This window comes from Microvirga lotononidis, from assembly GCF_034627025.1.
Taxonomy (GTDB): Bacteria; Pseudomonadota; Alphaproteobacteria; order Rhizobiales; family Beijerinckiaceae; genus Microvirga; species Microvirga lotononidis.
Genome location: NZ_CP141048.1, coordinates 3,376,481 through 3,398,857, shown reverse-complemented (window position 1 = coordinate 3,398,857; position 22,377 = coordinate 3,376,481). Strand labels below are relative to the sequence as shown.

28 protein-coding genes are annotated in these 22,377 nt (G+C 64.7%); 9 read left to right on the top strand and 19 right to left on the bottom strand.

Annotated features, from left to right (window positions below; all coding sequences use genetic code 11):
- Positions 1-159 precede the first annotated feature (159 nt).
- Both U0023_RS16105 and U0023_RS16100 read right to left on the bottom strand, forming a co-directional pair.
- Entirely contained in the window at positions 160-1,050 is an 891-nt protein-coding gene (locus U0023_RS16105) for a DUF2163 domain-containing protein (RefSeq protein ID WP_040639581.1), read from the bottom strand.
- Positions 1,051-1,222: 172 nt separating this feature from the next.
- On the bottom strand, positions 1,223-1,861 hold the full coding sequence (locus tag U0023_RS16100) for a DUF2460 domain-containing protein (protein ID WP_009493934.1): 639 nt from the start codon (positions 1,859-1,861) through the stop codon (positions 1,223-1,225).
- Between the two features lie 85 nt (positions 1,862-1,946).
- Here U0023_RS16100 and U0023_RS16095 point away from each other — a divergent pair, with 85 nt between their 5' ends.
- Complete coding sequence (locus tag U0023_RS16095) at positions 1,947-2,192, top strand: YdcH family protein (RefSeq protein ID WP_009493935.1); 246 nt, start codon at positions 1,947-1,949, stop codon at positions 2,190-2,192.
- A gap of 7 nt (positions 2,193-2,199) precedes the next feature.
- Here U0023_RS16095 and U0023_RS16090 read toward each other — a convergent pair whose 3' ends face one another.
- The 8 genes from U0023_RS16090 to U0023_RS16055 all read right to left on the bottom strand — a co-directional run bounded on the left by U0023_RS16090 (position 2,200) and on the right by U0023_RS16055 (position 6,438).
- Complete coding sequence (locus U0023_RS16090) at positions 2,200-2,883, bottom strand: phage tail tape measure protein (RefSeq protein ID WP_009493936.1); 684 nt, start codon at positions 2,881-2,883, stop codon at positions 2,200-2,202.
- 203 nt (positions 2,884-3,086) lie between these two features.
- On the bottom strand, positions 3,087-3,380 hold the full coding sequence (locus tag U0023_RS16085) for a hypothetical protein (protein ID WP_009493937.1): 294 nt from the start codon (positions 3,378-3,380) through the stop codon (positions 3,087-3,089).
- Positions 3,381-3,709: 329 nt separating this feature from the next.
- A complete protein-coding gene (locus tag U0023_RS16080; protein ID WP_009493938.1) occupies positions 3,710-3,931 on the bottom strand; it encodes a phage tail assembly chaperone in 222 nt (73 codons plus the stop codon).
- Between the two features lie 47 nt (positions 3,932-3,978).
- Positions 3,979-4,311, bottom strand: a complete 333-nt coding sequence (locus U0023_RS16075) for a gene transfer agent family protein (protein WP_009493939.1) — start codon at positions 4,309-4,311, stop codon at positions 3,979-3,981.
- Between the two features lie 199 nt (positions 4,312-4,510).
- The gene (locus U0023_RS16070; RefSeq protein ID WP_009493940.1) at positions 4,511-4,921 is read right to left on the bottom strand and encodes a phage major tail protein, TP901-1 family; all 411 of its coding nucleotides are present in this window, start codon (positions 4,919-4,921) and stop codon (positions 4,511-4,513) included.
- A 53-nt stretch (positions 4,922-4,974) separates the two neighbouring features.
- The gene (locus tag U0023_RS16065; protein ID WP_009493941.1) at positions 4,975-5,385 is read right to left on the bottom strand and encodes a DUF3168 domain-containing protein; all 411 of its coding nucleotides are present in this window, start codon (positions 5,383-5,385) and stop codon (positions 4,975-4,977) included.
- The gene (locus U0023_RS16060; protein WP_009493942.1) at positions 5,382-5,717 is read right to left on the bottom strand and encodes a phage head closure protein; all 336 of its coding nucleotides are present in this window, start codon (positions 5,715-5,717) and stop codon (positions 5,382-5,384) included. Before U0023_RS16060 ends, U0023_RS16065 begins: the two co-directional genes overlap by 4 nt.
- Before the next feature lie 154 nt (positions 5,718-5,871).
- On the bottom strand, positions 5,872-6,438 hold the full coding sequence (locus U0023_RS16055; RefSeq protein WP_009493943.1) for a head-tail connector protein: 567 nt from the start codon (positions 6,436-6,438) through the stop codon (positions 5,872-5,874).
- Positions 6,439-6,462: 24 nt separating this feature from the next.
- On the opposite strand from U0023_RS16055, the gene U0023_RS16050 reads away from it, so the two are divergent.
- Positions 6,463-7,203 (top strand): S1 family peptidase, encoded by a 741-nt coding sequence (locus U0023_RS16050; RefSeq protein WP_009493944.1) that lies wholly within the window; start codon positions 6,463-6,465, stop codon positions 7,201-7,203.
- Between the two features lie 81 nt (positions 7,204-7,284).
- The gene (locus tag U0023_RS16045; RefSeq protein ID WP_009493945.1) at positions 7,285-8,082 is read left to right on the top strand and encodes a S1 family peptidase; all 798 of its coding nucleotides are present in this window, start codon (positions 7,285-7,287) and stop codon (positions 8,080-8,082) included.
- Positions 8,083-8,243: 161 nt separating this feature from the next.
- Here U0023_RS16045 and U0023_RS16040 read toward each other — a convergent pair whose 3' ends face one another.
- The 9 genes from U0023_RS16040 to U0023_RS16000 form a co-directional block, all read right to left on the bottom strand.
- On the bottom strand, positions 8,244-9,482 hold the full coding sequence (locus U0023_RS16040) for a phage major capsid protein (protein WP_009493946.1): 1,239 nt from the start codon (positions 9,480-9,482) through the stop codon (positions 8,244-8,246).
- An 81-nt stretch (positions 9,483-9,563) separates the two neighbouring features.
- Positions 9,564-9,767, bottom strand: a complete 204-nt coding sequence (locus U0023_RS16035; RefSeq protein ID WP_009493947.1) for a hypothetical protein — start codon at positions 9,765-9,767, stop codon at positions 9,564-9,566.
- 109 nt (positions 9,768-9,876) lie between these two features.
- Entirely contained in the window at positions 9,877-10,413 is a 537-nt protein-coding gene (locus U0023_RS16030) for an HK97 family phage prohead protease (RefSeq protein ID WP_009493948.1), read from the bottom strand.
- Positions 10,410-10,559 carry a hypothetical protein gene (locus U0023_RS16025; RefSeq protein WP_009493949.1) on the bottom strand — a complete coding sequence of 50 codons (150 nt, stop codon included), beginning with the start codon at positions 10,557-10,559 and terminating at the stop codon, positions 10,410-10,412. Before U0023_RS16025 ends, U0023_RS16030 begins: the two co-directional genes overlap by 4 nt.
- On the bottom strand, positions 10,556-10,756 hold the full coding sequence (locus U0023_RS16020) for a hypothetical protein (RefSeq protein ID WP_009493950.1): 201 nt from the start codon (positions 10,754-10,756) through the stop codon (positions 10,556-10,558). The genes U0023_RS16025 and U0023_RS16020 overlap by 4 nt, the downstream gene beginning before the upstream one ends.
- A gap of 279 nt (positions 10,757-11,035) precedes the next feature.
- Positions 11,036-12,211, bottom strand: a complete 1,176-nt coding sequence (locus tag U0023_RS16015) for a phage portal protein (protein ID WP_009493951.1) — start codon at positions 12,209-12,211, stop codon at positions 11,036-11,038.
- 898 nt (positions 12,212-13,109) lie between these two features.
- A complete protein-coding gene (locus tag U0023_RS16010; RefSeq protein WP_456085526.1) occupies positions 13,110-14,414 on the bottom strand; it encodes a DNA-packaging protein in 1,305 nt (434 codons plus the stop codon).
- Positions 14,371-14,919 (bottom strand): hypothetical protein, encoded by a 549-nt coding sequence (locus U0023_RS16005; protein WP_009493953.1) that lies wholly within the window; start codon positions 14,917-14,919, stop codon positions 14,371-14,373. Before U0023_RS16005 ends, U0023_RS16010 begins: the two co-directional genes overlap by 44 nt.
- A gap of 503 nt (positions 14,920-15,422) precedes the next feature.
- Positions 15,423-16,454, bottom strand: coding sequence for an endonuclease/exonuclease/phosphatase family protein (locus U0023_RS16000; RefSeq protein WP_009493954.1), 1,032 nt, complete (start codon positions 16,452-16,454; stop codon positions 15,423-15,425).
- A 159-nt stretch (positions 16,455-16,613) separates the two neighbouring features.
- On the opposite strand from U0023_RS16000, the gene U0023_RS15995 reads away from it, so the two are divergent.
- From U0023_RS15995 to U0023_RS15970, 6 genes are all read left to right on the top strand, one after another.
- Positions 16,614-16,808 carry a hypothetical protein gene (locus U0023_RS15995; RefSeq protein WP_009493955.1) on the top strand — a complete coding sequence of 65 codons (195 nt, stop codon included), beginning with the start codon at positions 16,614-16,616 and terminating at the stop codon, positions 16,806-16,808.
- Positions 16,809-16,936: 128 nt separating this feature from the next.
- Positions 16,937-18,427: a sensor histidine kinase gene (locus U0023_RS15990; RefSeq protein ID WP_195904250.1), complete on the top strand. Its 1,491-nt coding sequence runs from the start codon at positions 16,937-16,939 to the stop codon at positions 18,425-18,427.
- A 134-nt stretch (positions 18,428-18,561) separates the two neighbouring features.
- Entirely contained in the window at positions 18,562-19,650 is a 1,089-nt protein-coding gene (locus tag U0023_RS15985) for a TRAP transporter substrate-binding protein (RefSeq protein ID WP_009493957.1), read from the top strand.
- Between the two features lie 159 nt (positions 19,651-19,809).
- Complete coding sequence (locus tag U0023_RS15980; protein WP_009493958.1) at positions 19,810-20,400, top strand: DUF2939 domain-containing protein; 591 nt, start codon at positions 19,810-19,812, stop codon at positions 20,398-20,400.
- Between the two features lie 86 nt (positions 20,401-20,486).
- Entirely contained in the window at positions 20,487-20,801 is a 315-nt protein-coding gene (locus U0023_RS15975) for a YMGG-like glycine zipper-containing protein (RefSeq protein ID WP_009493959.1), read from the top strand.
- Positions 20,802-21,193: 392 nt separating this feature from the next.
- Positions 21,194-22,276 (top strand): AI-2E family transporter, encoded by a 1,083-nt coding sequence (locus tag U0023_RS15970; protein ID WP_009493960.1) that lies wholly within the window; start codon positions 21,194-21,196, stop codon positions 22,274-22,276.
- The last annotated feature ends 101 nt before the right edge of the window (positions 22,277-22,377 follow it).

Here is a 22,377-nt window from a genome sequence, read left to right as displayed (position 1 = left end):
CGTCATCACCGGCCTTATGCCGGTGATCCCGATCCGGTGAGGCGCGGCGCTTCACACAATCGGGATGGCCGGGACGAGCCCGGCCATGACGTGGGGGATGGCTTCTACAAACAACGTCTTGGGACGAGGCCGCCTTGAGATCGCCGCGACCTGCGGCTCTCACCGGAAGAAGCTCCCGCCGTCCAGGCCGGGCTCCCCCTGCTGCGGCATGCGGATGATGAAGTCGTTGCCGGGCATGTGCGGAAAGCCGCGGAAGTTGACGGCGTTCTTGAACTTCGACCGGCAGGTGGCATGGGTCTTGTCGCAACCGGCCGTGACGCGGAACGTGTCGCCGACGCTGATGGTCTGCGGCGCGCGCTGCCAGAGGTCGAACTCGTCCGTGCCGCCGATCGCGCGGTGCACCTTGATCTCCACCGACAGGCCGGCATTGGCGCCGCTGACCCAGGTGAGTTGGCCGGCCGTGCACCAGCCGTCCGAAAAGCCGACGCCCGAGGCCGCGAGGGTCAGGGCTCCGTCCGTTGCCGTGACGGTGCCGACCTGGCCGTAGGTGGACGAAGCGAGATTGATGCCGCATCGCGCGTCGCCGAGATCCGCCGAGCACGTGGCACGGAACAGGCGGCCGCGCTCCTCGTCGAACCGATGCATGAGCCCCCTCACCTCGGCGATGAAACCGCCGTCGGCGCGCCGGATTTCGCCGATGGAGCCGATATCGAGGAGCAGGCGCTCCTCCACCCGGTTCCAGTTGACGAGCCAGGTTTCGACGCTGGCGTCGTCGTAGCGCCCGGACGCGATGTCGTCCTCGGTGAGGCCCGCGGACACGAGCGCGCCCGACACCTCGCCGCCGCCGACGGCGAAGCCGAGTTCGGCCGTGACCTCCGCGGCCTCCAAGCCTGTTCGCGCCGCATAGAGGGTGCTGCCGAAGAAGAGATCGCGGTCGTGATCGGTGAAGCCGAGCGTCGTTCCGTCGCGCCGGATGAGCTTCCAGCAATGGCAGAGCGTCGTCGCCCCGGCGGCCATATGGGCGGCGAGGTTTTCAGGAATGGTGCGCATGAATTTCGATTCGTGGATGCGGAGGTTGGGAGGACGCACGACGTCATGGCCGGGCCCGTCCCGGCCATCCCGATGCTGCATGGCTCAGCGCAATTCGGATCGAGGTCGCCGGCACAAGGCCGGTGATGGCGTGGAGGGTGTCATTCCGGGCTGGGATGATGGCGGCGTATCGTCAGGGCACAATTTCGATCAGCGGGATCTGCGGGATGCCGCCGGCGTCGAAGGTGGAGAGGTCGATGTCGAGCTCGTCTGTGTCGAAGCGCACCGGCACGTCGAAGGCAAACCCCGCCGTGATGATGGCGCCGGCGGGCGGCGCGGCCGTGAAAGTCACGATTCCCGTCGTGGGATCGCAGTTGAAGCCCGTGCCGGCGCTCCGCTCGATCCCGTTCACCGCCACCCGCACCGTTCCGCCCACCGGCTTGGCGATGGGGCGGCTGTAGGGCGCGAAGGACGAGCCGTAGGCCTTCATTAGCGGAAAGCTCGACGTTTGTCCGTCGCCGGTGCCGATGCGCTGATCGAGCGGCGTCGGTTCGGTCGACGGCGAGCCGGAGCGCCAGTCGGTCCGGTCGCGGAAACGGAAGCCGTAGAGACGGCCGCGCCGCTCCTCAAAGAAGGCGATCACCGTGTGTAGCGCGTCCAGGGTCCGGACGCCGAGGCCAGCATCGTAGCGGCGCCGGGACCCGGCCCAGCGGCTGTTGCGGTGCTCGCGGCCGGACGAGAGCGTGACGATATCGGTCCGCCGCACCGGCCCGCCCCGTCTGCCGAGGCTGACGTCGAGCGGAAAGCGGACCTCGTGGAAATCCGAGGGCATGATCCCTCCCTGATGAAAGATGAAACGAAAAAAGCCGGGGTGGCGTTGATGTCGCGAAGCCCGAACGACAAGGAGGTGGCAGGCGATGAGCAACGCTCCCAACGACCTCGCGGACGATTTCCCGGACAAGCGCGACCGGATCCATCAGCTCAAGACGAGCAACAACCACTTCGCGCGGCTCTATGACGAATACGACGAGCTGAACCGCACCATCCACCGGATCGAGACCCGGGTGGAGCCCAGGACCGAGGAGGCCGAGGAAGACCTCAAGCGCCGCCGCCTGCAGCTCAAGGACGAGATCATGGCGATGCTCGACGGCGCGGGCGGCTGAACAAGAACTACATTCCGCGCTGACCGCGCGCGACCGCCCGGGCCAGGGCGGCGGAAACCTGCGCCTCGGAGCGGCGGAAGCTCTCCGCATCGGGCGTCGAAACGTTCACCGTCACCGAGAGCGGCCGCCCTCCTCCGGCGCCGCGCACGCCGAGGCGTCCGTCCGGCCCGCGCGCCAGCGGCATCACGGCCTCGGCGCCTTGCTCTCCCATGAGGCCGAGCCCGCGCCCGAGCGGAAAATAGGTCGGCGCGCCGATCACCCCGCCCTGCGCGAACGGCATCACCATGCCGCGCGAGAACGCACCGCCCTTCGCAAAAGCGGCCCCTCCCCCGCCGAACAGGGAGCCGAGGGCCGAACCCAGCCCCTTGACGACCCCGTCTAGCAGGCCGCCGCCATCGAGCGGCAGCGATCCCTGCAGGGACCCCGCCATCATGCCCTTGATGCTTTGGCTCAGAGCCAGCTGCAGGGGTGCCAAGCCCAGGCGCAGCCCGCTTTCCACAAGAGACTGGCGAACTGACTTTATAACGTTATCAAATTTCTTGCCTTCCGCGATGTTCTTGGCGAAAGCATTGGATAGGGAGTCGCCGAACTTTTCGGAGAGGCCAATGAGGGTAGTCAGCTGGCGGGCGCGGTCTTCATCGATTGCCTTCTCGGCAGGGGTCATTTTCTCTGGATTAAGAGGATCCTTCACGACTGCTCTCCTTCTAGGGTGCGTGGCGGCTGGCTGCACAACGTCGAAGCGGCCTGAGCCGGTTTACATTTCGAAACTCTCCGACGCAGAACTCAAGCAAGCCAAAAGGGAGTGTTCATACGAAGCTGAGAAGGCAACTGCGTCCGTCAAACCCGGATACGCTTATTATCCCTGGCTACGTGTCTACGTGATGTGCCTTGATCTCAAAGGAGTAAAATACGTTGAAGAGCATTGAGGGCAAAGCAAGTTAGAAACACTATCCTGATCACATGAGAGACATCAGATTTGATGCCTTCCGCAATATCCTTGGCGAAAACATTGGACAGGGAGTCGCCGAACTTTTCGGAGAGGCCGATGAGAGTATTCAGCTGGCGGGCGCGATCTTTCTCTTTCTCATCGTTCGGACTTACGGCGGGTTGGTCTTTGGGGTTTGAAGGCGTTTTACGATCTTCAACAATAGCTCTGATGTTGTCGGCGTCTATGGGATGTGCCGACAAGGGAGAAAGACCTCAGCTTCTCTTTGAAACAGGATCGCTGAAAGAGGCTGAATGGAAACGAGTAGACAAGACTTGCGAATACGAGGTTGCGAAAGAAGTTGCACCGATCAAGATCGGCATCATTGCAACTGAACGATACCGTAAACTTTATATCCTTTGCGCAGAGTCGAAAGGAGCAACTTTCATCGGGAGCACTGATATCGTACACAAGCGTGGCCCCAAGACCATTGCAGTCCAACCCTATTATTGGAATTGAACTATGAGCGCGGTGAGCTGGCGTTCGCGGTCTTCATCGATTGTCTTCTCCACGATCGCCCAGGGAATCCTCGTCACCCATCCGGAAACGCCTCCATCAGCCGCCTGAGATCGCCGCTGAGTGCGGGGCCGGTTTTCCGTCTGCCATGCAAGCCTTCCCAGGCCACTATTAATTCGCGCGGGGTCGCGCGCCAGAAGGCGTCCGGACTCCAACGCAGGATGCCGAGGCCCAGGGCCAGCACGTCGTCCCAGGGGAAAGCGTCAGGCTCACATTCTGCGCTGCGCGGATCGGGCACGATGCTCCCCTTCCTCGTTAGCGCACCGTCCGGCTTCGAACGATGCGCTAACGAGGGTTTGGCGATGCATCGCCTCCGCCGAAGGTGGCGACGAGAAGATCGGCAAGGGCCGCGGCCACCGGCTCGATGCCGTCGTGGAGCGGCAGCTTTGCCACCTCCGCGTCGCTCAACGCCTGTCCGCCGCCACGCAGGGCGGCGCCGAGCAGCGCGAGGAGATCGCGGCTCGACAGGCGGCCCGACCCGAACCGCTCACCGAGCGCCGTGAGATCCTGCACGCCGAAAGCCTCCTCGAGCTCCGCGAGCGCGCCGAGCGTGAGGCACAGGGTATAGCGCGTCTCGCCGAGCTGCAGCGCCACCTCGCCCCGTCGTCTGTTGGGCATGGTCGTTCCTCTATTTGGGTGAGTGTCATTCCCGGCCGGAGCGTCAGCCGCGGGAAGGGAATCCACCCGCGCAGCGCTTGATCGTGGATCCCCTTCCCGCACTGCGTGCGCCGGGGATGACACCTGCTACGTCACGACCGGCACGAGGCCGGTGGCGACGTGTTGGGTTTTGATGACGCTCGCGCCATCGAACATCCGTTCACAGCGCCACGAATGTCAGCGCGCCGGCGGATTCGAACGCCATCTCGAAGGTGACCTCGCCCGCGTGGTCGCCGCGATATTCCAGGCTCGTGACCTGGAACGGTCCTTCGATGCGGCCGAAATCCGGAATGACGATCTGGTAGGCGAGAATGTCGCCGTCGAAGAAGACTTGGCGCATGCGTGCGTCCGAGGCTTCGTCCTTGAACACGCCGGAGCCGGAGATCGACGCGCGGCGCACGCCCACGCCGGCGAGCAGCTCGCGCCAGCGCCCGGCGGATTCCGCATGGGTCACGTCGACGGTTTCGGCATTGAAGGCGATCTGGCGCGTGCGCAAGCCCGCCACGGCGACGAAGCCGTTGCCGCCGTCGCTGATCTTGATGAGCAGGTCCTTGCCCTTCTGAGCAGGCATGGGATGTCCTTTGTTGAATGAGGAAAAAGAATGCCGGGCGCTCTGAGCGCCCCTCACACCACCTCCGTCACCGCGCGCAGGCGCAAGGTCACGCGGGTGAGGCCGCTATCCTTGTCCCGTTCGGAGGCGAGTTCCGTGACGCGCAGGTTGACGAGGCGGTGTCCGTCGAGCGGCAGCGACGCGCCGTCGAGGATCGCGTCGAAGCGCTCGGCGACGGCGAGCGCCGTCCGGGCGCCGCCGCGTTCGGACCAGACGACGATGCCGAGATTCTGTTCATGGCCGCGGTCCTGGTCCGTGGACCAATCCGTCGCGCGCACGCCCGAGAACAGGGCATAGACCGGGTCCGCGCCGCGCGGCGGCTCGTCGTAGAGACGCAAGCCGCCGCCCATGAGCGCGCGCAGTTCGGTATCCGCGCCCGCCGCGTCGAGGATCGCGCGGCGCAGCGCGAGCACGGGGCTCGTCATGCGCGCATCTCCTCGACGAGGCAGACGAGATCGCGTTTCGATCCATCCGGATCGGACGCGGCCCGGATGGCGAAGCGGCGCAGACCCGCCGAGAGACGCATGGCCCCTGTCACGCCTTCACGATAGCGCAGGGTGATGCGATGGGTCAGACTCTGCTCGGGACGGTCGGCGCGCATGCGCTCGGTGCCGGAGAGCATTTCGATGGCCCCCCAGAGCTGGGGGCCCGGCGTGTAGGTGCGGATGACGCCGCCGAACCCGTCCGGCCGCTCCAGCGGCATTTCGAGCACGAACCGGCGCGACCGCGCACCGATGGGAATGGGTTTGGGTTTCATGATACCTGGAGAGAATCGGGGGCGTGGATGAAACGCACGTCGTGGCCTCCCCCGACTTGGTCCGGGGACCCGTTCCGGTCGTCCCGGCACAGGGAGGCTCAGCGTTTCGTCGACACGGGATCACCGGGACAAGCCCGGTGACGATGGTGGAGGGTTAGATCCGCATCCTTTGGAAGGGTGCCACCAGGGCGAGCGCCTCCGGCGGCAGGATCTGCTCGCCGATCGCGTCGCCCCGGCTCTCGAACCAATGGGCCACGAGAATGCGGACCGCGAGCTTCAGGGTGGCGGGGACCGCCTCGGGGGTGGTTCCGTAGCCGGCCCGCAGCTCGACGGAGATGCCGTTCCTCGGCTTGCCCGTCGGCGGGGCATCGGTGACGGCGATGCGCGGCGGATCGCTCAGCACATCCGCCTCGAAGGCGGCGGCCGGAAGGTCGAATGTCTCTCCCGACGCATCCGTCACAACGATGCGATCCACCGCGAGCACGGGCGAGATCGGCAGCAGGATCGCTCCTCCGGCGGGGAAGCGGTCCATGACCACGCGCCAGCGCTGCTCGATCAGGACGCGCCGCGAGGCGGCCTCGACCATGAGCCGTGCCGCCTTGACGAGCCCCGCGATCAGGTCGTCCTGCGCGACGTCGTCGTCATCGACGCGGAGATAGGCCTTCATCTCACCGAGCGTTACGGGCTCGACGGCGGGGCCGCTGATGAATATGGGAATCATCGTGAACAGGGATCCTTTTAAGTCATGCAACGTCTGGTCATTGTCTGCCTCGCCCTGCCGCTCATGGCCGCACAGGCGAAAGCCATCGTCGGCGGTGCCGAGGATGAAGGCCCCCTCGCCCGCCGGAGCGTGATGGTCCTGAGTTCGAACGGGGGCGTATGCAGCGCCGTGGTGCTGGCGAAGGACGTGGTGCTCACCGCCGCCCATTGCGTGACGGGCGCCGCCGAACACCGGGTGCATTTTCGTGACGAGACCGGCGAGCCCGTCTTGATCGTGCCCGCCGCGAAGGCGGTGCATCCCGGCTACAACGCGAAGGCCATCGAGACCCGGCAGCGTTCGATCGATCTCGCCCTGGTGCGGATCCCCGAGGCGTTGCCCACGCGGTTCGAGCGGGCAACGCTCTCGACCGCGACCGTCGCGAAGAACAGCCCCGTCACCGTCGGCGGCTACGGCCTGGCGCGCGAGGGCGAGGCCAAGAGCTCGGGCACCTTCCGCACCGCCTCCCTGACCGCTGTCGAGCCCTATGGTCCGAGCAGGATCCTGCTGTGGGCGGACGGCTCGGGCGCGGCAAGCGCCTGCCAGGGCGATTCCGGCGGCCCGATGGCCTCCGGAACCTCAGTCGCGGCGATCACGAGCTGGTCGTCCCCCGCGAAAGGACGGAGCTGCGGAGGCGTGACGCAGGGCATCCTCGTCGGCCCGCAGCGCGAATGGATCGACCTGATCCTGAAAGGCTGGAATCGGACGGCCTCATGGAACGGGAACTAGATTTTCCCAAAGGAAAGGAACTATCCTGAACGCCAAGATCTTGCCTTAAAAAATCCCTCTCCCACACGGCATCATCCTTTCATGCGCGCACTGCCAACCCTCGCCCTTGCCGTCTTCGCCCTTGTCGCCACTCCCGCCTGGGCGGTCCTGCAAGGCGCCACCTCGCGCGACCCCGATGGATTGCGGCGCTCCGTGGTGTCGATCGAGAGTTCCACCGGAGAACTCTGCTCCGGTGTGATCGTCGGGCAGGACCTCGTTCTCACCGCCGCCCATTGCATGACGGACCGCGCCGCCTACCGGGTCACCGCGCTCAACCGTGCTTTCAAGCAGCAGCGATTCAATGTGGCCGCGCTCGCGGTTCACCCGACCTTCGTGCCCGGCACCACGCCGCGCACGCAGCCCGGCACCGACCTCGCCATTCTCAAGCTCGACCGCCCGCTCGGCCCCGACTTCCTGCCCCTCAACCCATCCCAGGCGGGCCGCATCGGCGTCGGCGACGGCGTGACGATCGCGGGCTTCGGCGTGCTGACCGAACAGTCGAAGCGCACGGCCCGGACCCTGCGCCAGACGAACCTGGTATCGCTCGGCCCCATCGAGGTGGCCAACCGCGTCCTGATCGTCGCCGACCGCAACCGGTTGGCGGAAACGGCAGGTGCCGGCGCCTGCCGGGGCGATTCCGGCGGGCCGATCCTCGCCGCCACCCCGTCGGGCTATCTTCTCTACGGCATCACGAGCTGGTCGAGCGGCCCCCTCCGCAGCCGGGAGCGGAGCGCCTGCGGCGGCCTCACGGCCGTGACCCCGCTCGTCGAGCATCTCGGCTGGATTGCGTCGAACATGCGCCATCTCGAGTCCGTGAACAGCGCATGGACGGGGAATTAGGGTCGCCCCCCTCCTCACGTCATCACCGGCCTTGTGCCGGTGATCCCGATTGCATGAGACGCCGAGCCTCACCTGATCGGGATGGCCGGGACAGGCCCGGCCATGACGTGGAAAGTGGGTAAACGGCACGGCAAGATCGCAGGCCGTTTATGAGCGCCCCCTCAAGCCGCGAACTTCAGCAGCTTGATCGCCGCGTAATCCTGCACGCCGCCGCCCACGCGCTTCGTGGTGTAGAACAGCACATAGGGCTTGGCGGAATACGGATCGCGCAGCACGCGCATGCCCGCCCGGTCGACGATGAGGTAGCCGCGCTTGAAGTCACCGAAGGCGACGGCGCATGCATTCGCCGCGATGTCCGGCATGTCCTCGGCCTCGACGACGGGGAAGCCCATCAGGGTCGCGGCCTGGCCGATGCTCGCAGGTGGAGCCCAGAGATACTGGCCGTTATCGTCCTTGAACCGGCGGATCGTGCTCTGCGTCTTGCGGTTCATGACGAAGGAGGCGTTCTGGCGGTAGCCCGCCTTGAGGGCATAGATCAGGTCTACCAGCACGTCGGACGGATTGTCCGCCGGGAAGCTCGCGCCGCCCGTGCGCACCGTGCCGAGCTTGCCCCATTCCCAGACCTCCTCCTCGACGCGGTCGGCGGAGAGGAAGCCCTTCGGCTTGTTGACGCCGTCGCCCGACACGAAGGCGGTGCTTTCCTGCTCGGCGAAGGCCGCCTCGACCTCCTCGGCGATCCAGCGGTCGATATCCACCACGGCATCGTCGAGCAGGGTCTGGGTGGCGGCGGGCATGGCGTAGAGCTCCATGGCCGGGAAGCTCATCTCGGAGAGCGTCGGGCTCGCGGTCTGCGGACGGGCCGCCGTCTCGCCGACCCAGCCCGTCGCCGGGCCGGCGACCGAGAAGGCGCGCTTGTACTGACCGCCGGAAATCACCCGCACCGACGAGATGGCGCGGATCGGCGAGACGGCGGAGAGACGGCGCAGAACCTCGGTCTCGACGGTGTCCGGCACGAGATAGCCGCCATCGGGACCGGAGCCGGCGGAAAGAGCCTTCTCCTCGAGCCGTTTGAGGCCCGCGGCCTCGCCGCTACGGATGTAGGAATGGAACGCGGCCTTGTGCTCTCCTTTAGCCGGATCGTGCGGCATGTCCGTCGCGCGGCCCAGGGGCGGGCGCGAACGCTCGAGGGAGAGACGGTCGATGCGGCGCTTGGCGTCGTCGAGCGCGGTGTCGATGCGGGTGAGTTTCTCGTCCGTCACGACGTCGCTCGAAAGCCGCGTCTCGATCTCGGACAGGCGCGTATCGTTCGTCTCCTTGAACGCCTCGAAGGCGCGGGCGAAATCCTCGAAGGCCGAGGCGACGTCGTCGGAAATGGATTTGGTGTCTACAACTGGGATCATATCAATCAATCGATCTTGAATGCTTCAACGAAAAAGGCCCGCCGAGAGGCGGGCCCGCTTATTTCCCCGTGAGGGAAATGCTTACATGTGCCGGGCGGTACGGCGGGCCGAACGTGCAACGGTCGGACCGGTCACCGCGCCGACCGCGCCACCGGCCACGGCGCCGACGGGACCGGCCACCGCGCCGACGCCCGCGCCGACGGCAGCGCCGCCGACGCGCTCTTCCGTGGTGGTGCAGGCCGCGGCCGCAAGGCCGAGGAGTGCGACGAAAGCGAGCTTCTTCATGGAAATCTCCCGAGATGTGCGGAGCCCAGACACCTTCCGGATGAAGAAAGGGCCCGCCGCGTCCGCGAACCATGCGGGCGAGTGTCCAACGCGCTCCTACGGACAAGGTTCAGGACAATAATCGCACCGTCGCCCTGCGGATGCCGGCGGCGAGCCTCGGCGCCGTGTGTTTCACGGTTTCGACCCGCGCGTCGGGCAGCATGGGAAAGGTCACGATGGAGATCTCCCACAGGTCGAGCTTCTCCAGGCGGCGCAGGCCGGTGGGCCGTTCGGCGCGGGCGCGCTCGACGCGAAAGCCGATGGAGAGCCCGTCGACCGCGCCCTCGCGCATGAGCGCGTGGATCTCCCGTGCACGCTCCACGGCCAGGTTGAGCTTGCCGCGCACGCGCAGGCCACGCCGGTCCTCCATGATGAGGAGCCAGCGTCCGATGGGCTGGCCCGGATCGTGTTGCCAGAGCAGCCGCACGTCGGCCGCGCCGCGTTTGCGTAAGGAGTCCGAGAACGCGCCTGGCATGACCACGTCCTTGCCGAGATCGGCGGTGCCGAACAGGCTGGCATAGCCCTCGAACACCCCGTCGACATCGACCGCGTTCAGCGGCTCGGGCAGGAACTTGCGCTCCCGGATGACGGTCTGGCCCGGTTTCATCGCGCGGCTCCGCGCAGGGTCTTTTGCGGTTTGACGTCGAGCTTTTCGAGCTGGCGCACGAAGTCGCGGAACACGAGCGCGGCTCGGCCCTGCCCGTCCCGCGCGGCCTTCGGCTTGCGCGGCGTGCGGGCGATGGAGCGGGTCATGAGGGGTCTCCCGAATGGCGGCGGTTGAAGAGGGACAGCTCGCGCACGAAGGCGTCGAACCGGCGATTGGCCGCGAACAGATCGCGCAACGTCATGGCAAGCAAAGCGGATGCCCCGCTCGCCCAGACGAACAGGGCGAGGTGGGCAAGATCACCGCGCCGGATGACGGCCTCGGTGATCTGGTCGAATGTGTTCATGTTTTGTTCCTGCGCAAGAACTCCGTCGAGGTGGCTGCGCGTGGTGAGTGATCCGATCTGGGGCTTGGGATGATCAGTGTTCGGACGATGTCCGGTCGCCTGTCGTCCCTATCCGATCTGTCCCGGCGGCGCTTCGTCAGCCGTCAGCTTGGGAAGCCCTCCGACGTCATGGCCGGGCCTATCACGGCCATCCCGATCCGGAAAAGCTCAGCGCTTCATGCCAACGGGATCACAGGCACGAGGCCGGTGATGACGCGGGAGCCGCATACGATCCTGTCGTTATCGCGCTTTCCCCTTCCGCCCAGCGTTACGCCCGTATCCGACGGCCTCGCGCTTCTCGTCGTTGGACAGGAACGTCGCCGCCGAGACGCGGCGCCAGAGGCTTTCGCGTTCGTCGGCCAGCGCCTCGATGGCGTCGAGGTCGGGTTCGAGCCGCAGGGCTTCGCCGAACGCCGGGGCGAGCCAATGCGACAACGATTCGGCCGTGCGCTTCACAAGCGGAATCACCGTCTGCCGATAGAAAGCGCGGTTGGCTTCGGCGTAGTTCGCATGGGTGCTGTCGCCGGGAAGACCGAGCAGCAGGGGCGGCACGCCGAAGGCGAGCGCGATTTCGCGGGCGGCCGCCGCTTTCGCTTCGACGAAATCCATGTCCTTCGGCGAGAGCGAGAGCGGGCGCCAGTCGAGGCCGCCTTCGAGGAGCAGCGGCCGGCCGGCATTGCCGGCGCCTTGATAATTGGTTTCGAGCTCGCTCTTGAGCCGGTCGAACTGCGCGTCGGTGAGCGTCGCGCCGCCGACCACGAGGGCACCGGACGGGCGCGCCGCGTTGTCGAGGAGCGCCTTGTTCCAGGCACCCGCCGCGTTGTGGATGTCGAGCGCGGTGGCGGCCGCTTCCATGGGCGAGAGGCCGTAATGGTCGTCCGCCGGATGGAACAGGGTCATATGCAGGATCGGCGGACAAGCCTCGTCGTCGCGGATCGCGAAACGCACGGTCTGCGTGCCGACCGCATATTCGTAAGCTCCCGGCCAGCCGTCCTCATCCGGCACCACGCGCATCCGGTCGGGGCGCAAGACGTAAAGCTCGTGCGGCGCACCCTCGAGGCTCACCGCCTCCACATAGGCGTTGCCGGACACCATGAGGTGACCGTAGAGGCTCTCCAGGAACCGCTGCCCCGTCTCGCGCGCATTCGGCCGCGAGAGCAAGGACAGGAGCGGATGCGCCGACAAGTCGCGGTCCTCGCTCTTGAGCATCAGCGGCAGGGACGCCGCCGCCTCGCTCACGAGCCGCACGGCGCGATGCACGATGGCGTTCTTCTGGAATCCTTCGCGCGACAACGCCGCGTAATCGCGCGGCGTCCACACGGCGCGCCCGGCGACATAGAGCGCAACGGCGCTTTGCGCGCGCGAAGCCTTGGCCTCGGGCGGCGCCTGAAGCCAACGGGTCAATCGATTGAGCATGGAAATCTCCTGCCCGTAAGGGGCATGAAGGGATAAGATCCGAATATCTTTCTTGATGTTATGGTCGGGCTCGTCACGACACCCGCACGTCATGGCCGGCCCTGCGCCGGCCATCCCAAAACGGCGACGCGCGGCGTTTCAGGTCATCGGGATCACCGGGACAAGCCCGGTGATGACGTGAGGGAGACCGCCACACCCGCGCTCCTTGCCTTCCGACATTTCAGAATGCCGACAACTTCCGCATGCGGTGATGAAGAAGCGGGCAATTTCCGCAGGGTTGTCATTGGATGGTCACAGGCCCTGGAGTAATCTTCGGATGTTGCGGGGCATCCGGCGACATTCACGCGCCAGCCGAGCTGGTTTCCTCACTCGGCTGGCGCGACCATCAGTTTCTCGAGCTCTGTCGCCCTGATCGTTTATTCGGGACGACATGAGGCAGATGGCGGGGCGGAGCGGCACGGATGGACTGCCATCCGCCCCGGCCTTCAGGCGAACGGCAGCGCCATTCACGATCTCCGAATGGTTCCCTCATCGAAGCTTGAAGCATCACGCTCGAAAGAGGTGTCCCCTTTCGGGCCCGATACTCCAAAGACTCACTCCATGAGAGGGCGTTGAGGATCGTGCGGAGCCGCATAGCTTATGCATCGTGGCTCCGTCTTTTTGCCCCTACGGGAGTCACGGCGCCCTGGCTGGAGATGTGCGTGAACGCTGTGCTTCGGCTGGGGCGTTTTAGTTTCGCTTTGTCATTCCGGGGCCGCGCAGCGGAACCCGGAACCCATAGCCACCACATACGCCGATAGAGCGAGCAGCGTTGCGCCTCCATCTGCATCGTCGGCGATGATGGGTTCCGGGTTCTCGCTCTGCTCGCCCCGGAATGACGGGCATACATCCCGCTCGATCACAACATCCGCACCCTCGGCTCACGCTTTTCCCTCAGCATCAGTTCGGTGAGCGCCCAGACGAGCGCGTCCATGCGATCGGGCGAGCGGCCGGAGGTGAGGCCGCCGGGACCGAAGTCACACAGCTCGTCTTCCAGTTCCGGCAGCGCGCCCACGTGGCGCACGCGGCTCTGCGCGTAGAGCACCGAAACCGGCTCGGCGCGCAGATACTTGCCGCGCGTCGCGCGCACGCCGATGACAGGCACGGACGGATCGACTTCGCGGATCACGCCGGTCGCCATCTCGCCGCCCTGGTTCGTCTCGACGACGAGCGCGTCGGCTTCAAGGCGCCGGTAAAGCGCCACGGCCTTCGCGGCCCATTCCGGCGGCTTCAGGTGCGCGGCCGTCGCATCGTCGAGCACGTAGGCGATGCCGTTCTCGTCCATGCCGGCCGCAACGATCCCGCAGGAATCGGCACGCTTCGACGAGGAGGCGGGCGGATCGACCGCGACGACGATGCGCGCGAGTGCAGGCACGGCGGCGATCCGGCTCGCCTCGATCATGTCGCGGGTCCACAAGGCATCGGGACGATCCTCGATGATGTCGCCGTCGAGTTCCTGACGACCGAGACGCGTGCCCGCATAGCGGCGCAGGACCGTATCGAGAAAGACGGGCGCCAAGTTCTCCGCGTTGTCGGACGTGCGCACCCGCGACACCGCCACCGACGGATCGGCGAGGAAGCGCTTGATGAGCGGAATCGGCCGTGGCGTCGTCGTCACCATCTGGCGCGGATGCTCACCGAGGCGAAGACCGAACTGCAGCATGTCCCAGGTCTCCTCCACGTGCTTCCATTTGGCGAGCTCGTCGGCCCAGGCGGCGTCGAATTGCGGGCCGCGCAGGGAATCCGGATCCTCCGCCGAGAACACATGAGCCACAGCGCCGTTCGGCCATTCGAGCTTGCGCAAGGACGGCGACCAGGCGGGGCGTTCATGACGCGCATGGATGGAAAGAATGCCCGCGGGGCCTTCCACCATCACATTGCGCGCATCCGAAAAGGTCTCGCCGATCAGTGCGATGCGCCGTGACGATTGATGAGCGAAGTCGGGCTGCCTGAGCGCGATGCCGCGCACCCATTCGGCGCCGGTACGGGTCTTGCCCGCCCCTCGCCCGCCGAGCATGAGCCATGTCGTCCAGGGCTCATGCTGGCGTGCCAGTCCCGGCAGCCGCTGCTCGGGCCGGCAACGGATCGGCCAATGGCGCAGAACCTGTTCGAAATCGTCTTCAGACCAGGATGCCGTCGCATCCGCGAGCCTCCTCTTCCGCAATAACCCGGTTAAGATGGTGAGCAAGTTCGTCGCGCAGCTCGTGGAGGCTGCGTCGTGGTTTATCGTGATGCTCGCTGTCATCGAGCGGTGAGCCTTCCTGTTCAAGAAGGGCCCGGGCGGACGCCAGCGTCTTGGCGTAGGAGGCGAGCCGTCGGGCCGTCTTGTCGTGATCCTTGGCGCGTCCGGTACGCTGCTCGTCCATGAGCGCGTCGATCTGCACGCGGGTCGCCTGGGCGAGAGCCCGGGCCGCATCGTTGACGGATGCCGCAGCGGCCCTGTGAAGACCCGCGACGCCGCCCTCGTTCTTCGCGGCCTTGGTCAAGGCGTTTTCATTGAGCGCGACCTGACGCGACGGCCAGCCCCAGCGCTGGCGCATCCGCACGAAGGTGCCTGCGCTGACGCCGAGGAATTCCTGAATGTCCGGCAGATGCTTGCTTGGCTGGCGGGCATAGATCTCCCAGGCCTGCTGTCTCTGCTCGTCGGTGACTTCGATTCTCTGGGGCATGATTAAGCCAATAAAAAACCGCCCAGGCGGAGGCTCTGGGCGGTGAAGGAACACCGAAACCGTGATGCGGGGGCTGCATTCACACTTCGTCAGTGTTCACGTTTTGTACTCTAAGAGCGTCACGCTGTCAAGGTGATTTTGAAACATTGCGGCGACGCGAGGCACAATAAGGGTTTGCGCTGTCCCATCCCGTTTCGCGTGGGCTTTCATCCACAGCCGAAGAGCGAGTCGGCGCCGACGGATCGAATCTCTTCCCATTTCAGGAATGTTTACGGAAAGTTCTCCTAGCCGACAGATAGTAGGATGATGTTACACTCCGGCGCGATCAAAATTGGAACATACGATAAATTAAACAAAAACATCCATGTCGAAGCGTCAAGCTACACCGAGGGCTCAAGATGATCTCGACTGAATGCTTGCACGGTCTTACTAAGGTCTAGTGTACGCTGCGACGCGCGCCACACCAAGACCCTGACTTTACTATAGAATTCTCAAACGATCGCTCACCCGAAGCTCACATCGACCGTGATCATCTCGTGATCCGACAGCGCCCTGCCCTGCTCGTCCTGCGCCGGCACGATCTGCGGATGCGCGGCCGTGAGACCGCGCACGACCAGCCAGTCGAGCTTTGCGAAGGGTGGCTTGTGCTTGTTCGTCCGCCCCGGCGTCTGCGTCGGCAGAGCCAGATTCGCGCCCTGCCACGCGAAGCCCGCAGCCAGCAGGTCGGCGAACAGCGGCTCGTCGCGTTCGGGCGCATCGAGCAGGAAGTGCCGTTCGCTCTCTCCGCGCGGCAGGGCCTTGGTGTTGAAGTCCCCGCCGATGACGCAGGGCTCGTTCGGCGCGATGGCATCGAGGGCGTGCAGAAGGGTCTGGATCTGTGCCCGACGATCCGCCGGATCGGTCTTGCTCTCGAGATGTGTGGAGACGATCCAGAGCGGCTTGGGCGCACCAGACACGCGGGCTGCGAGCGCCATCCGCCCGCCGATTCGGCGTTGCGCGCCCTTGAAGCCCGAGAACCAGAGCCCGGTCTCCTCAAGGGGAATCAGGTGCGGCTCCTCCAGGGCCATTCCGCTCACGATGGCATTGCCATGGAGGCTGCGGGCGTTCCGCTCGCCCGCATGGTCGCGCATCTCCTGCTGGTCTCCGAGATCCAGTTCCACGAACTCGACGCCGTAGAGATAGCCCTCCCCCGTTCCGGCGATGAGATCGCGGACATTGTGCGTGTTGCCGGAGCGGGCCATGCCGAGATCGACCTCGCTGAGGAGCACGATCTGGGCGCCGGCCCGGCTCATGAGGCGGCGGACCGCCGGCCGATCCTTCAGGCGCTCGCTATTGAAGGCCGCGATCCTCAACGAACCGGACCTGGGATGCGGCTGCTTCGGCGGCGCCTGCTCGATGGCCTGAAAGGCGGGAATGCGCGCGAGGAGCGCCCCATGGGCACCCTCACCCCGCGCCGCGGCTTGCCGCGCGGCCGCCAGGAGCGAGGGATCCGGAGCGTCGAGATCTCGGACAATTCGATGAATGAGGGGGCGCATGGGACGTCCGAATTGAAAAAGTTCACCGAATGTCGGGAATTAGGGCGTTACCCCCTTGCCGTAACGACATGTTTCAGGAATCTTTCAGCCCGGCTCTAGGAACTTATGGGGACCTAAGCCGTTATGTGTGCGCATCAAGCATCGCAGGGGAGAAGGCCCATGCTCTTTTGGGCTGCTGTTTCCGCGCTCGTCATGGGCGCTTTCGCTTATCTGGGCGATCCTTCTTCCATCCTCGTGAGCGTGGCCGAGATCAGCGGCGTCATCGCCCTGTTCATGCTGATCTGCGCCGCGGAGGCCTTCAGCGTTCCGAAGAACCCGAACTTCGACAAGGGCCAGGCTCAGCCGGAATCCTGATTCGCGGCGGACGACCTGCATTCCTGACGATCGGACGGGAAGCCGGCACAAATCACAGAGCGAATGCCCCTTGAAACGTAGAAACGTTGCGTTAGCTGTCGTTTCGTGATTATGTTTCATCAATGCACATGCCCGGCACCGCTTTGACCTCAACCGTCGATCTGGAGCAACTCACCGGCGATCTCGCGGCTTCGGTGTCCGAGCGATCCTACGGCCCACCGAACAGCGCCCTGCAACAGGCACTCGCCCATACGATCGAATCGAAGGTGCAGGCGCAGCTCGCCGTCGTTCTCGAAGGCATCGGCGACGCGTTCTACTCCCTCGATGATCAATGGCGCTTCAGCTACATCAACCGCGCGGCGGAGTGCTTTTTCGGAGAGCCGCGCCATTCCATGCTGCGCAGGGTGATCTGGGACGTGTTCCCCGGCTTCGAGGGCACCGAACTCAGGCAGCGCTACGAGGAGGTGCTCGCTTCCGGGCAGGCGCAATCCTTCGAGACCGAAGCCGTCGGGCGCCAGGGGCATTATCTGGAATTCCGCGTTTTTCCCTATCGAGACGGCCTCGGCATAAGCTTCCGCGACTGGACGGAGCGCCGCCGTGCCGAGGAGGAGATGCGCGAGCGTCACGCGCAGGTCAGCGCCCTGGCCGACAATCTCCCCCTCGGCATGGTCTATCAGATGGACAACGGCGTCGGTTACGAAGGCCGGCGCTTCATCTACGTCTCCGCCAGCTGCGAGCGGCTCAACGGCGTCCCTGCTGAAAAAGTCCCGGGCGATCAGAATCTTCTCTTCGACCTCATCCTCCCCGAGTTCCGCGAACCCGTCTATCGGGCGCAGCTGGAAGCGCATGCGCAGCTCAAGCCCCTCGACATCGAGTTCGCCATCCGCCACGCCGAGACCGGCGAGATCCGCTGGCAGCGCATCGTCGATGCGCCTCGCAGGCTTCCGAACGGCAGGATCGTCTGGGACGGGATCCAGATCGACATCACCGATCAGAAGCGCGCCGAAGAGCATCAACGGCTTCTGCTCAACGAGTTGAACCATCGGGTGAAGAACACGCTTGCGACGGTCCAGTCCCTGGCGGCGCAGAGCTTTCGCGGAGCCGGGACGCAGAACGCACAGCCCTCGCCTTCCGCCTGCGCCACCTTCGAGGCGCGCCTGTTCGCCCTCGCGCGCGCCCATGACGTGCTGACGCGGGAGAACTGGGAGGGGGCTGCGTTCTCGGACGTTCTGGCCGAGGCGTGCATGCCCTACCGGACCGGCGAGGCGGGATGCAGCCGCATCGAGACCGAAGGCCCCGACCTTCGGGTCTCGCCCCCGATGGCCCTCAGCCTCTCCATGGTCCTGCACGAGCTTTTCACCAATGCCCTCAAATACGGCGCCCTGAGCAATGGATCGGGCAAGGTCCGCCTATCGTGGTCGGTCATCACTGATCCGATCGGGCCGCGCCTGTCTCTGCACTGGAGAGAGTCCGGCGGTCCGCCCGTCGAACCTCCCTCCCGCAAGGGGTTCGGGTCGCGACTGATCCAGGACGGCATGGCGCGGGAGCTGAACGGCGTCGTGCGCCTGAGCTACGATCCGGACGGGGTCGCCTGCGCCATCGACGTGCCGCTTTCCTGAGCAGGGTCGAGCGCGTTTTCACAAGGCGAATAGATCATTAGTCGATAGAGCCGCCAGGCTTCTTGCGGACGCAACCGAATTTAGTGTCAATAGGGCCCAAGTGACAAAAGTCACGATCCAGAGAGGAATAACCAATGAAGCGTCGTCAGTTTATGCAGGCTGCAGCGGTCGGGGCCGCCGCGACCGCCGTGGCCGCCCCGGCCATCGCCCAGTCCATGCCCGAGTTGAAGTGGCGCCTGCAGTCCGGCTTCCCCAAGTCCCTGGACACCATCTACGGCGGAGCGGAAGTCATCTCGAAGTTCGTTTCCGAAGCGACGGACGGCAAGTTCCAGATCCAGCCCTTCGCGGCCGGTGAAATCGTCGGCCAGCCCCAGATCGCCGACGCCGTCGGCAACGGCACGGTCGAGATGGGCCACACCTGCTCCTACTACTACTTCGGCAAGGATCCGACCTTTGCTCTCGGCACGGCGGCTCCGTTCGGCCTGAATGCCCGCCAGATGAACGCCTGGCTTTACCAGGGCGGCGGCAACGACCTGCTGAACGAGTTCTACGCCAAGCACAACATGTACGGCATGCCGGCCGGCAACACCGGCGTGCAGATGGGCGGCTGGTACCGCAAGGAGATCAAGACCGTCGACGACCTGAAGGGCCTGAAAATCCGCATCGCCGGCATCGCCGGCCTGGTGATGCAGAAGCTCGGCGCCGTGCCGCAGCAGATCCCCGGCGGCGACATTTATCCGTCGCTCGAGCGCGGCACCATCGACGCCGCCGAGTGGGTCGGCCCCTATGACGACGAGAAGCTCGGCTTCTCGAAGGTCGCACCTTACTACTATTATCCGGGCTTCTGGGAGGGTGGTCCCGCGATCCACCTCTTCGTCAACCAGGCCAAGTGGAAAGAACTCCCGAAGGCGTATCAGGCCATCCTGACCACGGCCGCCGGCTATGCCAACAACGACATGCTGGCCAAGTACGACGCCAGGAACCCCGCCGCCCTGCGCCGCCTGCTCGGATCCGGCACGCAGCTGCGTCCGTTCTCGCAGGAGATCCTCGAAGCCGCCTACAAGGCGACCCATGAGGTCTTCGACGAAGTCTCGGCCAAGAACGCCGACTTCAAGAAGGTCATCGACTCGGTGAAGGCTTTCCGGAACGAAGAATACCTCTGGTTCCAAGTGGCCGAATACGCCTACGACACCTTCATGATCCGTGCCCGCGCCCGCGGCTGATCTTCCTTGAAGCCAATCTCCAAGAGGGCGACCTTCGGGTCGCCCTTTTTTATTGCGCTGCTCGTCCCCACATGGATTCATTCAAGTCGATACTCCATTCCTGACGGTTCCAACTCTACGGCAATTCATTCCCTTCAACTCATAGGCTCGTCCTGAACGATGCGCTGGACCCTGCGGATCAGCTTTCTCCTCCTTCTGGCCTGGGCCATCTTCATGGTCTCGCCTTTCGTGGCGCTCTACGATCTGTCACGGGCCGTCGAGGCCAAGGACATGGACAGGATCGTCGAGCGGGTGAACTTCAGCGCGCTTCGCGCCTCCCTCGCACGGCAGATCTTGGGCCAGTTCCTCAAGACCCAGGATCTCGGTGGCCTGGACCCGCAGACAGCCGCCCAGGCAGGAACCGCAACGCTCAACCCGGTTCTCGAGGAGCTCATCACGCCGCAGGCCCTCATGGATCTTCTCGACGATGGACGGTTGCAGCAATACGAAGGAGCGGCAATCGGCAACGGGCTGCTCATTCCTTTGAGATTCGATGCCGCATCCCTCGAACAGGCCTGGCGAACATTCATCCTCTCGGAGACGCAAGGCTTCCGCGCCATCACCATCCCGCTCCCGGCGGATCGGCCGAAGGGTCAGCAGTTCAGGATGACCCTCCGCCTGAGCAACGCCACCTGGCGACTGACCGGCCTTGAACTTCCAGAAAATCTTAGAAAAGAACTGACCAAGCGCGCCGCAGCTGTGACGAAGTAGAAGCACCTGCCCCATTTCCGCTTCCGGAACCTGAAGCATAACAGTTGCGTTTATATTCATAGTAATAACTGCTTCAGGAATGAGTTATGCGTAGATTTGCTTTCCTCGTCGCCGCCGCGTCTCTTGTCATTGCTCCGCAATTTGCCTCGGCGCAGGAGGGTACTGCTGCCGGCGTTGCAACCGGCGCGGTCACCGGCGCCATCGTGGGCGGACCCGTAGGGGCTGTCGTCGGAGCCGGCGTCGGCGGCATCGCGGGCGGTCTGGCCGAACAGAACGCCCGGGCCCAGTCCGGCCCGAATGTCATCCTCGTCCCCGATGCGACAACGACCGGTTCCATCAGGCAGCGGACCTGCACGGTCGACACTTATGGCAATCAGGCCTGCACGGAGGTGATCCGCTGACGCCCGCAGGATCCAAGACGACGAAAAGCCCACCTGTTGTCTCAGGTGGGCTTTTCGTTACGCGGGACTTGAACGCAATGCCGACACATCAATTCCGTGAATAAAACTACTATTGACGCCCCTCAATGCATGAACAGCCAACCAACCGTAGCAAGCGGAAACAAAGTGCCAAGAACAAAACAGATGACTTGTGAGGTCATTTCCATTCCCTCCATGTCACATTAACCATGAATACGCAAATCCGTTCCGCGACGGCGATTACGTGACTGAAATAAAGCTCGCTTTATACGCGAAATGGGGAGGTTAGTTAGCCGATCTATACATCGCTACCCACAAAGGGAACCGAGCTCGGCCGCCTCGATTGTCCCAAGGGCAAAGGTGAGGCGTAAACGATGGATGATCAGAACCGTTCCGTTCGGGGGCTCATGGGAGACGCGGAGTTCGTCCGTAAAACTCTCATCGTGCTCGGCATAGCTGTGCTGGCCCTCCTGCTGTGGAAGCTGTCGGACGTTCTCCTTCTCGCCTTCGGGTCCGTTCTCGTGGCGATCCTCCTGCATGCAGCCTCGGATGCGCTCGTGCGCTACCTCAAGGTTCCCGAACGCTGGAGCCTGACCGTTGCCGCTCTCATCATCTTTGCGGTGTTCCTCGCTATCGTCGCGCTGTTCGGAACGCAGGTGCGGTCACAGTTCTCGAACGTGGTCGAACAACTTCCCCTCGCCATCGACAATTTCGCCAAGCAGCTCGGCCTCGGCGCCGTCAGCGACGATCTGTCCGAAATCATGAGCAACGCCCCCGTCGGCGGAATGGCGGCGCGTCTTGCCGGGATCGGCGGCGCTATCCTCAATGGGCTCGCCGACTTCGCCCTGGTGGTGCTCGCGGGCCTCTACATCGCGGCCGCGCCCCGTCTCTACGAACAAGGCTTCGTCAAGCTCTTCCCGATCCGCCATCACGCCCGCGTGGAGAGCTCTCTGCAGGCATCCGGGCAGGCGCTGAGGCTGTGGCTGACGGCCCAGCTGATCGCCATGTCCTGCGTGGCGATCCTCTCAACGATCGCCTTCTGGCTGATCGGACTGCCCTCGTCCATCGCCCTCGGGCTCATCGCGGGCTTGGCCGACTTCATCCCGTTCCTCGGTCCGATTCTTGGAGCGCTCCCGGCCGTCCTGATCGCCTTCGGCGTGAGCGGAGAGACGGCGCTCTGGACGGTGCTCGCGGTCATCGTCATTCAGCAGCTCGAAGGCAACGTCATCTTCCCGCTCGTGGCACGCAGCGTCATCAGCATCCCTCCCGCTCTGGCATTGTTCGCCATCCTGATCGGCAGCGCCCTGTTCGGCGCATTCGGCCTGATCTTCGGCTTCCCCCTTGCCGTGGTCGCCTATGTGCTGGTCAAGAAGCTCTACGTGCGCGAGACCCTTGGAGAACACACGGAGGTCCCAGGCGAAACCGGCAACGACAAACAGAAGGCGCCAAGTCCTTAACCTCCGGATTAGCCCAAGAGACGAGCGTCGATCCTACAGCGCGGATCTAAAGGCTTAAGTGGATTTACGTCAGGCTCGAACGGATCTGAAATGCGCCGGGC

Bases quoted from the DNA above. Each gene is read 5' to 3' on its own strand.
- U0023_RS16015 (WP_009493951.1), bottom strand. From the start codon at position 12,211: ATGCTCAATCGATTGACCCGTTGGCTTCAGGCGCCGCCCGAGGCCAAG.
- U0023_RS15995 (WP_009493955.1), top strand. From the start codon at position 16,614: ATGCTCTTTTGGGCTGCTGTTTCCGCGCTCGTCATGGGCGCTTTCGCT.
- U0023_RS16040 (WP_009493946.1), bottom strand. From the start codon at position 9,482: ATGATCCCAGTTGTAGACACCAAATCCATTTCCGACGACGTCGCCTCG.
- U0023_RS16055 (WP_009493943.1), bottom strand. From the start codon at position 6,438: ATGATTCCCATATTCATCAGCGGCCCCGCCGTCGAGCCCGTAACGCTC.
- U0023_RS16075 (WP_009493939.1), bottom strand. From the start codon at position 4,311: ATGCCCAACAGACGACGGGGCGAGGTGGCGCTGCAGCTCGGCGAGACG.
- U0023_RS16005 (WP_009493953.1), bottom strand. From the start codon at position 14,919: ATGCCCCAGAGAATCGAAGTCACCGACGAGCAGAGACAGCAGGCCTGG.
- U0023_RS16045 (WP_009493945.1), top strand. From the start codon at position 7,285: ATGCGCGCACTGCCAACCCTCGCCCTTGCCGTCTTCGCCCTTGTCGCC.
- U0023_RS15975 (WP_009493959.1), top strand. From the start codon at position 20,487: ATGCGTAGATTTGCTTTCCTCGTCGCCGCCGCGTCTCTTGTCATTGCT.
- U0023_RS16070 (WP_009493940.1), bottom strand. From the start codon at position 4,921: ATGCCTGCTCAGAAGGGCAAGGACCTGCTCATCAAGATCAGCGACGGC.
- U0023_RS15980 (WP_009493958.1), top strand. From the start codon at position 19,810: ATGCGCTGGACCCTGCGGATCAGCTTTCTCCTCCTTCTGGCCTGGGCC.
- U0023_RS16105 (WP_040639581.1), bottom strand. From the start codon at position 1,050: ATGCGCACCATTCCTGAAAACCTCGCCGCCCATATGGCCGCCGGGGCG.
- U0023_RS15990 (WP_195904250.1), top strand. From the start codon at position 16,937: ATGCCCGGCACCGCTTTGACCTCAACCGTCGATCTGGAGCAACTCACC.
- U0023_RS16035 (WP_009493947.1), bottom strand. From the start codon at position 9,767: ATGAAGAAGCTCGCTTTCGTCGCACTCCTCGGCCTTGCGGCCGCGGCC.
- U0023_RS16065 (WP_009493941.1), bottom strand. From the start codon at position 5,385: ATGACGAGCCCCGTGCTCGCGCTGCGCCGCGCGATCCTCGACGCGGCG.
- U0023_RS15970 (WP_009493960.1), top strand. From the start codon at position 21,194: ATGGATGATCAGAACCGTTCCGTTCGGGGGCTCATGGGAGACGCGGAG.
- U0023_RS16050 (WP_009493944.1), top strand. From the start codon at position 6,463: ATGCAACGTCTGGTCATTGTCTGCCTCGCCCTGCCGCTCATGGCCGCA.
- U0023_RS16000 (WP_009493954.1), bottom strand. From the start codon at position 16,454: ATGCGCCCCCTCATTCATCGAATTGTCCGAGATCTCGACGCTCCGGAT.
- U0023_RS16030 (WP_009493948.1), bottom strand. From the start codon at position 10,413: ATGAAACCGGGCCAGACCGTCATCCGGGAGCGCAAGTTCCTGCCCGAG.
- U0023_RS16060 (WP_009493942.1), bottom strand. From the start codon at position 5,717: ATGAAACCCAAACCCATTCCCATCGGTGCGCGGTCGCGCCGGTTCGTG.
- U0023_RS15985 (WP_009493957.1), top strand. From the start codon at position 18,562: ATGAAGCGTCGTCAGTTTATGCAGGCTGCAGCGGTCGGGGCCGCCGCG.
- U0023_RS16025 (WP_009493949.1), bottom strand. From the start codon at position 10,559: ATGACCCGCTCCATCGCCCGCACGCCGCGCAAGCCGAAGGCCGCGCGG.
- U0023_RS16095 (WP_009493935.1), top strand. From the start codon at position 1,947: ATGAGCAACGCTCCCAACGACCTCGCGGACGATTTCCCGGACAAGCGC.
- U0023_RS16020 (WP_009493950.1), bottom strand. From the start codon at position 10,756: ATGAACACATTCGACCAGATCACCGAGGCCGTCATCCGGCGCGGTGAT.
- U0023_RS16100 (WP_009493934.1), bottom strand. From the start codon at position 1,861: ATGCCCTCGGATTTCCACGAGGTCCGCTTTCCGCTCGACGTCAGCCTC.